The organism is Rhizobacter sp. (genome assembly GCF_031412075.1).
Classification (GTDB): Bacteria; Pseudomonadota; Gammaproteobacteria; order Burkholderiales; family Burkholderiaceae_C; genus Rhizobacter.
In genome coordinates this window covers 1-6461 of sequence record NZ_JANOCG010000234.1, presented here as the reverse complement: position 1 = coordinate 6461, position 6461 = coordinate 1, and the positions used below count along the sequence as shown (strand labels likewise).

7 protein-coding genes are annotated in these 6461 nt (G+C 65.7%); all 7 read left to right on the top strand.

Annotation, left to right across the window (positions count from 1 at the left end; genetic code table 11):
* A partial coding sequence (locus RMO40_RS08270; protein ID WP_309718933.1) for a M13-type metalloendopeptidase occupies nucleotides 1-296 on the top strand: 296 nt, incomplete at its 5' end.
* A 73-nt stretch (nucleotides 297-369) separates the two neighbouring features.
* The gene (locus RMO40_RS08265) at nucleotides 370-1953 is read left to right on the top strand and encodes an ABC transporter substrate-binding protein (protein ID WP_309718930.1); all 1584 of its coding nucleotides are present in this window, start codon (nucleotides 370-372) and stop codon (nucleotides 1951-1953) included.
* A gap of 7 nt (nucleotides 1954-1960) precedes the next feature.
* Entirely contained in the window at nucleotides 1961-2989 is a 1029-nt protein-coding gene (locus RMO40_RS08260; protein ID WP_309718926.1) for an ABC transporter permease subunit, read from the top strand.
* Between the two features lie 6 nt (nucleotides 2990-2995).
* The gene (locus RMO40_RS08255) at nucleotides 2996-3895 is read left to right on the top strand and encodes an ABC transporter permease subunit (RefSeq protein WP_309718923.1); all 900 of its coding nucleotides are present in this window, start codon (nucleotides 2996-2998) and stop codon (nucleotides 3893-3895) included.
* A complete protein-coding gene (locus RMO40_RS08250) occupies nucleotides 3892-4857 on the top strand; it encodes an oligopeptide/dipeptide ABC transporter ATP-binding protein (protein WP_309718920.1) in 966 nt (321 codons plus the stop codon). The genes RMO40_RS08255 and RMO40_RS08250 overlap by 4 nt, the downstream gene beginning before the upstream one ends.
* The gene (locus RMO40_RS08245; protein ID WP_309718918.1) at nucleotides 4854-5849 is read left to right on the top strand and encodes a peptide ABC transporter ATP-binding protein; all 996 of its coding nucleotides are present in this window, start codon (nucleotides 4854-4856) and stop codon (nucleotides 5847-5849) included. The genes RMO40_RS08250 and RMO40_RS08245 overlap by 4 nt, the downstream gene beginning before the upstream one ends.
* Complete coding sequence (greB, locus tag RMO40_RS08240) at nucleotides 5846-6403, top strand: transcription elongation factor GreB (protein WP_309718915.1); 558 nt, start codon at nucleotides 5846-5848, stop codon at nucleotides 6401-6403. The genes RMO40_RS08245 and greB overlap by 4 nt, the downstream gene beginning before the upstream one ends.
* The last annotated feature ends 58 nt before the right edge of the window (nucleotides 6404-6461 follow it).

The following is a 6461-nucleotide window of genomic DNA, read 5'->3' as shown; positions in this document are numbered from 1 at the left end:
TGTCGGGCCTGGAGATTGCCTACAAGGCCTGGCGCCTGTCGCTCAAGGGCAAGGAGCCGCCGGTGATCGATGGCTTGACCGGCGACCAGCGCTTCTTCATGGGTTGGTCGATCTCGTGGCGCGAGAAGATGCGCGACGCCCGGCTGATCGAGCAGCTCATCTCCGACCCGCATGCGCCGGCCGACACCCGCACCAATGGCACGGTGGTCAACCTCGATGCTTTCCACGAGACCTTTGGCACCCGACCCGGTGACCGCCTGTACAAACCGCGCGACCAGCGCATCCGCATCTGGTAGCTGCGTTGGTGGCACTTGAGGCACTACAGTGATTGTTCTCCCGCCCTACCGCTTGACCCCGCCCGCCATGCTCATGAAAAAAGCCCATCCCGTGTCGCGGCTCCTGCTGCTGACTTTGTGTTTTGCCGGCGCCGCCCAGGCCGCCGGCACGCTGACGGTGTGCACCGAAGCCTCGCCCGATGGCTTTGACATTGCGCAGTACGAGTCGACCGTCACCAACGACGCCGCCGGCCGCACGATCTACGACCAGCTGCTCGGCTTCAAGCCCGGCACCACCGAGATCCAGCCCGGCCTGGTCGAGACCTGGCAGGTCAGCGCCGATGGCCAGGTCTACACACTGCAGTTGCGCAAAGGCGTGAAGTTCCACACCACACCCTGGTTCAAGCCCACGCGCGACTTCAACGCCGACGACGTGCTGTGGTCCGTCAACCGCATGCGCGACAAGAAGCACCCCGCCCACGCCGCCGCCAAAAACGGCTATGTGTACTGGGAGGGCATGGGCATGACGCAGCTCATCAAGGCGATCGACAAGGTCGACGCGGGCACCGTGCGCATCACGCTCACGCGCGCCGACGCGCCGTTTCTGGCGGGCCTCGCGATGGAGGCCATCGGCTCGGTGTTTTCGGCCGAATACGGTGAGCAGCTGCAAAAGGCCGGCAAGCTCGACCAGCTCAACACCCAGCCGGTGGGCAGCGGCCCCTTCGTCTTCAAGAGCTACCAGAAAGACGCCGTCATCCGCTACACCGCCAACACCGCCTACTGGGGCGGTGTGCCGAAGATCGACAACCTCATCTTCGCCATCACCCTCGACCCCAACGTGCGGGTGCAGCGGCTGAAGGCCGGCGAGTGCCTGGTGGGCAGCAACATGAAGCCCGAGACGGTGAGCACCTTCGACAAGGACCCGAACGTCAAGGTCGTGCGCAACAACCCGCTGCTCACCGGCTACATCGCGCTCAACACCCAGCGCCGCTTTCTCTCTGATCGTCGATTTCGCGAGGCGCTTTGGCTGGCCTTCGACAAGAAGACCTACGTGGCCTCGGTCTACGGCGGCAACGCCACGCCAGCGGCCAGCCTGTTGCCGCCGCCCATGTGGAGCCACGACAAGAGCCTGCCGGAGCGCAGCGACCTCGAGCGCGCCAAGCAGCTCGTCAAGGCGAGTGGCTACGACGGCACCGAGCTCGCGCTGTTCACCCGCATCGGCGGCTCGATCGACGGCAAGCGCGCGGCCGAGCTGATGCAGGCCGACTGGGCGCGCATCGGCGTCAAGGTCAAGGTGCAGATGATCGAGTGGGGCGAGATGCTCAAGCGCACCGGCCGCGGCGAGCACGACATCACCTTCATCAACTGGGCCGGTGACAACGGCGACCCCGACAATTTCCTCACACCCAATCTCAGCTGCGCCGCGGTGGCGAGCGGCGGCAACAAAAGCCAGTGGTGCCACAAGGGCTTCGATGAGCTGCTCGATGCCGCCCGCAAGACGGTCGACACCAAGAAGCGCACCGAGCTGTACGTGAAAGCGCAGAAGTTAATCTACGACGAAGTGCCGGTGATCCCGACCGTTTACCCGGTCAACATGACCGCCATCAACAAGCGGGTGGAGGGCATGGTGCCCAACCCGTTTGCGCACAACGACTTTCGCTCGGTGAGCGTCAAGTAAAGCATTGATGCTGGGCTTCATCCTGCGCCGGCTGGCGCTCGTCATCCCGACCTTTCTCGGCATCACGCTGCTGGCGTTTTCGCTGATCCACCTGATCCCCGGTGACCCGGTGCAGGTGATGGCGGGTGAGCGCCGGCTCGACCCGGCCTTTCATGCCGAGGTGCTGCAGCGCCTGGGCCTGGATCGACCGCTGTGGGAGCAGTACCTCGCCTACCTGTGGAAGGCGCTGCACCTCAACCTGGGCGAATCGTTTGTCACCCACGAAGCGGTGTGGAGCGAATTCCTGAAGCTCTTCCCAGCCACGCTGGAGCTGTCGGTCTGTGCCATGTTCCTCGCGGTGGTGATCGGCGTGCTGGCGGGTGTGCTGGCGGCCATCAAGCGCGGCACGGTGCTCGACCATGGCGTGATGGGCCTGTCGCTCACTGGCTTTTCGATGCCCATCTTCTGGTGGGGTCTGCTGCTGATCATGTTTTGTTCGGTCTACATGCGCGAGTGGGCGCCGGCCTGGGCGCTGCCGGTGTCGGGCCGCCTGGCGCTCGAGTTCGACATCGCCCCGCGCAGCGGCTTCATGCTGATCGACACCTGGTTGTCGGGCGAGCCGGGGGCGTTCAAGTCGGCGCTGTCGCACCTGGTGCTGCCATCCATCGTGCTGGGCACGGTGCCGCTGGCGGTGATCGCGCGCATGACACGCTCGTCGATGCTCGAAGTGCTGCGTGAAGACTATGTGCGCACCGCACGCGCCAAGGGTCTGTCGCCGGCACGGGTGGTGTTCGTGCATGCGCTGCGCAACGCGCTGGTGCCCGTCATCACCGTGATCGGCCTGCTGGTGGGTACCTTGCTCGGTGGCGCGGTGCTCACCGAAACCATCTTCTCCTGGCCGGGCGTGGGCAAGTGGCTGATCGATGCCATCAGCCGGCGTGACTACCCTGTGGTGCAAGGCGGCATCTTGATCGTGGCCACGCTGGTGATCGGGGTCAACCTGCTGGTCGACGTGATGTACGGCCTCATCAACCCACGCATTCGCCATGCGAAGTGAGCTGACATGAGTGCCGTCTTGCCGGTTGAAGAATCCCTCGCTGCACCGCCTTCGTCGCTGGGCGATTTCTGGCGCCACTTTTCCAGCAACAAGGGAGCGGTCGCCGGCTTGGTGGTGTTCGTCTTCGTCATCTTGTGTGCGCTGCTGGCCGGCGTGCTGGCGCCGCACAGCCCGATCGAGCAGTACCGCGATGCTTTGCTCACGCCGCCGATGTGGGCCGAGGGCGGCAGTGCACGTTTCATCCTGGGCACCGACGACATCGGGCGCGACATGCTGTCACGCCTGCTGCACGGCGCGCGCCTGTCGCTGATGATTGGCTTCGTGGCGGTGTTGTTGTCGATGTTGCCCGGCGTGGCTTTGGGGCTCACGGCAGCCTTCTTCCCGCGCCTCGGTGTGCTCATCTTGCGACTGATGGACGTGATGCTCGCGCTGCCCAGCCTCTTGCTGGCGATTGCCGTGGTGGCCATTCTCGGCCCTGGCCTGCTCAACACCATGCTGGCCATCGCCATCGTCGCGGTACCGAGCTACGTGCGCCTCGTGCGCGCCTCGGCCATGGCCGAGCTGACACGCGACTACGTGGTGGCGTCCAAGCTGGCCGGTGCCGGCACCGCGCGGCTGATGTTCAACACCGTGCTGCCCAACTGCATGGCGCCGGTGATCGTGACGGCCACACTCGGCTTTTCAGACGCGATCCTGGCCGCCGCAGCACTCGGTTTCCTGGGGCTTGGTGCACAACCTCCGACGCCCGAGTGGGGCACCATGCTGGCCTCGGCGCGCGACTACATCGAGCGTGCCAACTGGGTCGTGACCTTCCCGGGACTCGCTATCCTGGTCACCGTGCTTGCCATCAACCTGATGGGCGATGGGCTGCGTGATGCGCTCGACCCGCGCATGAAGAAGCTGTGATGAGCCATCTCCTTGAAATCCGCAACCTGTCGGTGCACTTCGGCTCTTTCGCCGCGGTGCAGGGGGTCGACATCACGCTAGCCCGGGGCGAGCTGCTCGGTGTGGTGGGCGAGTCGGGTTCGGGCAAGAGCGTGAGCATGCTGGCGTTGATGGGCCTGGTCGAGGCACCCGGCCGTGTCAGCGCCGACGTGTTGCGTTTCGACGGGCAGGACCTGCTGGCGCTGTCACCGCGTGAGCGCCGCCAGATCATCGGCCGCGACATGGCGATGATCTTCCAAGACCCGATGAGCAGCCTGAACCCGAGCTACACCGTGGGCTTCCAGATCATCGAGACGCTCAAGGTGCATCAGAAGGGCCACAAGGCCGCGCTGCGCGAGCGGGCGCTCGAGCTGTTGAAGCTCGTCGAGATCCCCGACCCCGAAACGCGCCTCTCGGCTTACCCGCACCAGCTCTCGGGCGGCATGAGCCAGCGCGTGATGATCGCGATGGCGCTCGCTTGCGCGCCCAAGCTCTTGATCGCCGACGAGCCGACCACCGCGCTCGACGTGACCATCCAGGCCCAGGTGCTTGACCTGTTGGTGGCCTTGCAACGCCAGCAAGACATGGCGCTCATCCTCATCACCCACGACCTGGCCTTGCTCGCCGAGCACGCGAAGCGAATTGCGGTGATGTATGCGAGCGAGGTGGTCGAGGTGCACACGGTGCCGGCGCTGTTCGAGCGGCCGCACCACCCGTACACCGAGGCGCTGCTCGCGTCGATCCCCGAACACAGCCGCGGTGCCCACCGCCTGCCCACGCTGGGCGGGGTGGTGCCGGGGCTGAACGAGCGGCCGACCGCGTGCCTGTTGTCGCCCCGCTGCCCGCAGGTGCGAGACGAGTGCCGCGCCCGCCACCCCGAGCTTCAAGCCCTGCCCGATGGCAGCCAGGTGCGCTGCTTCTTCCCGCTCAACGTGACGCCATGACTGCCCCCTTGATCGAAGCGCGTGACCTGTCGCGCCACTACCAGGTGTCGCGCGGTTTCTTCAAACCTTCGGCCACGGTGAAGGCGCTGAATGGCGTGAGCTTTTCGTTGTCGGCCGGGCAGACGCTGGCGGTGGTGGGTGAGTCGGGCTGTGGCAAGTCCACACTGGCTCGCGCTCTCACGCTGATCGAAAAACCGACCAGCGGCAGCTTGCGGCTGGATGGTGCTGACCTTGCCACCGCCAGCACCGCGCAAACCCGCGCCTTGCGCCAGCGGGTGCAGATGGTGTTCCAGAACCCCTATGCCTCGCTCAACCCGCGCAAGCGCATCGTGCAGATGCTCGACGAACCGCTGCTGCTGAACACCACGCTGTCCCGTGTTGAGCGCCGTGAGCGCATCGTCGACATGCTGGGCCAGGTGGGCCTGCGCTCGGAGCACGCGCAGCGTTACCCGCACATGTTTTCAGGCGGCCAGCGCCAGCGCATTGCGATCGCGCGGGCCATGATGTTGCAGCCCGGTTTGCTGGTGGCCGACGAGCCGACCTCGGCGCTCGACGTGTCGATCCAGGCGCAGATCCTGAACCTGTTCATGGACATCCAGGAGCGCACACGCATCGCCTATGTGTTCATCTCGCACAACCTGAGCGTGGTCGAGCACATCGCCGATCGGGTGATGGTGATGTACCTCGGCCGCGTGGTTGAGTTTGCGCCCAAGGCCATGTTGTTTGCCCAGCCACTGCACCCCTACACCCGCGCACTGCTGTCGGCCACGCCGAGCATCGATCCGGCGCGCCGCGCCCACAAGATCCGCATCGTGGGGGAGTTGCCTTCGCCCCTCAACCCGCCTGCGGGTTGCGCCTTCCACAAGCGCTGCCCTTACGCGCAACCGCGCTGCAGCGAAGAGGTCCCGGAACTGCGCATGGTCGACAAGCGCGAAGTGGCATGCCATTACGCCGAAGCGGTCGCTGACGGCGGTGCTATACAGCGGGCATGAACAAGGCCTTCACCAAAGAGTCCGACGGCGACGATGACGACGAAGAGGGCCTGGTCGCCCCCGCCATTCCGGCCGGGACACGCAACTACCTGACCCCCGAGGGCTACAAGCGCCTTCGCGAAGAGCTGATGAGCCTGCTCGACGAAGAGCGTCCGAAGATCGTCGAGGTGGTGTCGTGGGCCGCCAAGAACGGCGACCGTTCGGAAAACGGCGACTACCTCTACGGCAAGAAGCGCCTGCGCGAGATCGACCGTCGCATCCGCTTCCTGACCAAGCGGCTGGACATCGCCGAGGTGGCCGACCCCTCGGCCCACCACGGCAGCGACCAGATCTTCTTCGGCGCCACCGTGACCTACGCCAACAGCCGGGGCGAAGAGCGCACCATCACCATCAAGGGCATCGACGAAGTCGATAACCTGCAGGGCGAAGTGAGCTGGATCTCGCCGATCGCGCGGGCCCTGCTCAAGGCGCGGGTGGGCGACGAGGTGTCGCTGATGACGCCGGGTGGGCTGGAGAGGCTGGAAGTGGTGGATGTGCGTTACCCCGCAGCTTGATCAAGCAAGGCCCGCGGAACCGGCTTTGCCGGGCCGCCAGGCGGCGCCCCACGGGGGC

Coding starts and splice junctions, on each gene's coding strand:
- RMO40_RS08265 (WP_309718930.1), top strand. CDS start 370: ATGAAAAAAGCCCATCCCGTGTCGCGGCTCCTGCTGCTGACTTTGTGT.
- RMO40_RS08260 (WP_309718926.1), top strand. CDS start 1,961: ATGCTGGGCTTCATCCTGCGCCGGCTGGCGCTCGTCATCCCGACCTTT.
- RMO40_RS08255 (WP_309718923.1), top strand. CDS start 2,996: ATGAGTGCCGTCTTGCCGGTTGAAGAATCCCTCGCTGCACCGCCTTCG.
- RMO40_RS08245 (WP_309718918.1), top strand. CDS start 4,854: ATGACTGCCCCCTTGATCGAAGCGCGTGACCTGTCGCGCCACTACCAG.
- greB (WP_309718915.1), top strand. CDS start 5,846: ATGAACAAGGCCTTCACCAAAGAGTCCGACGGCGACGATGACGACGAA.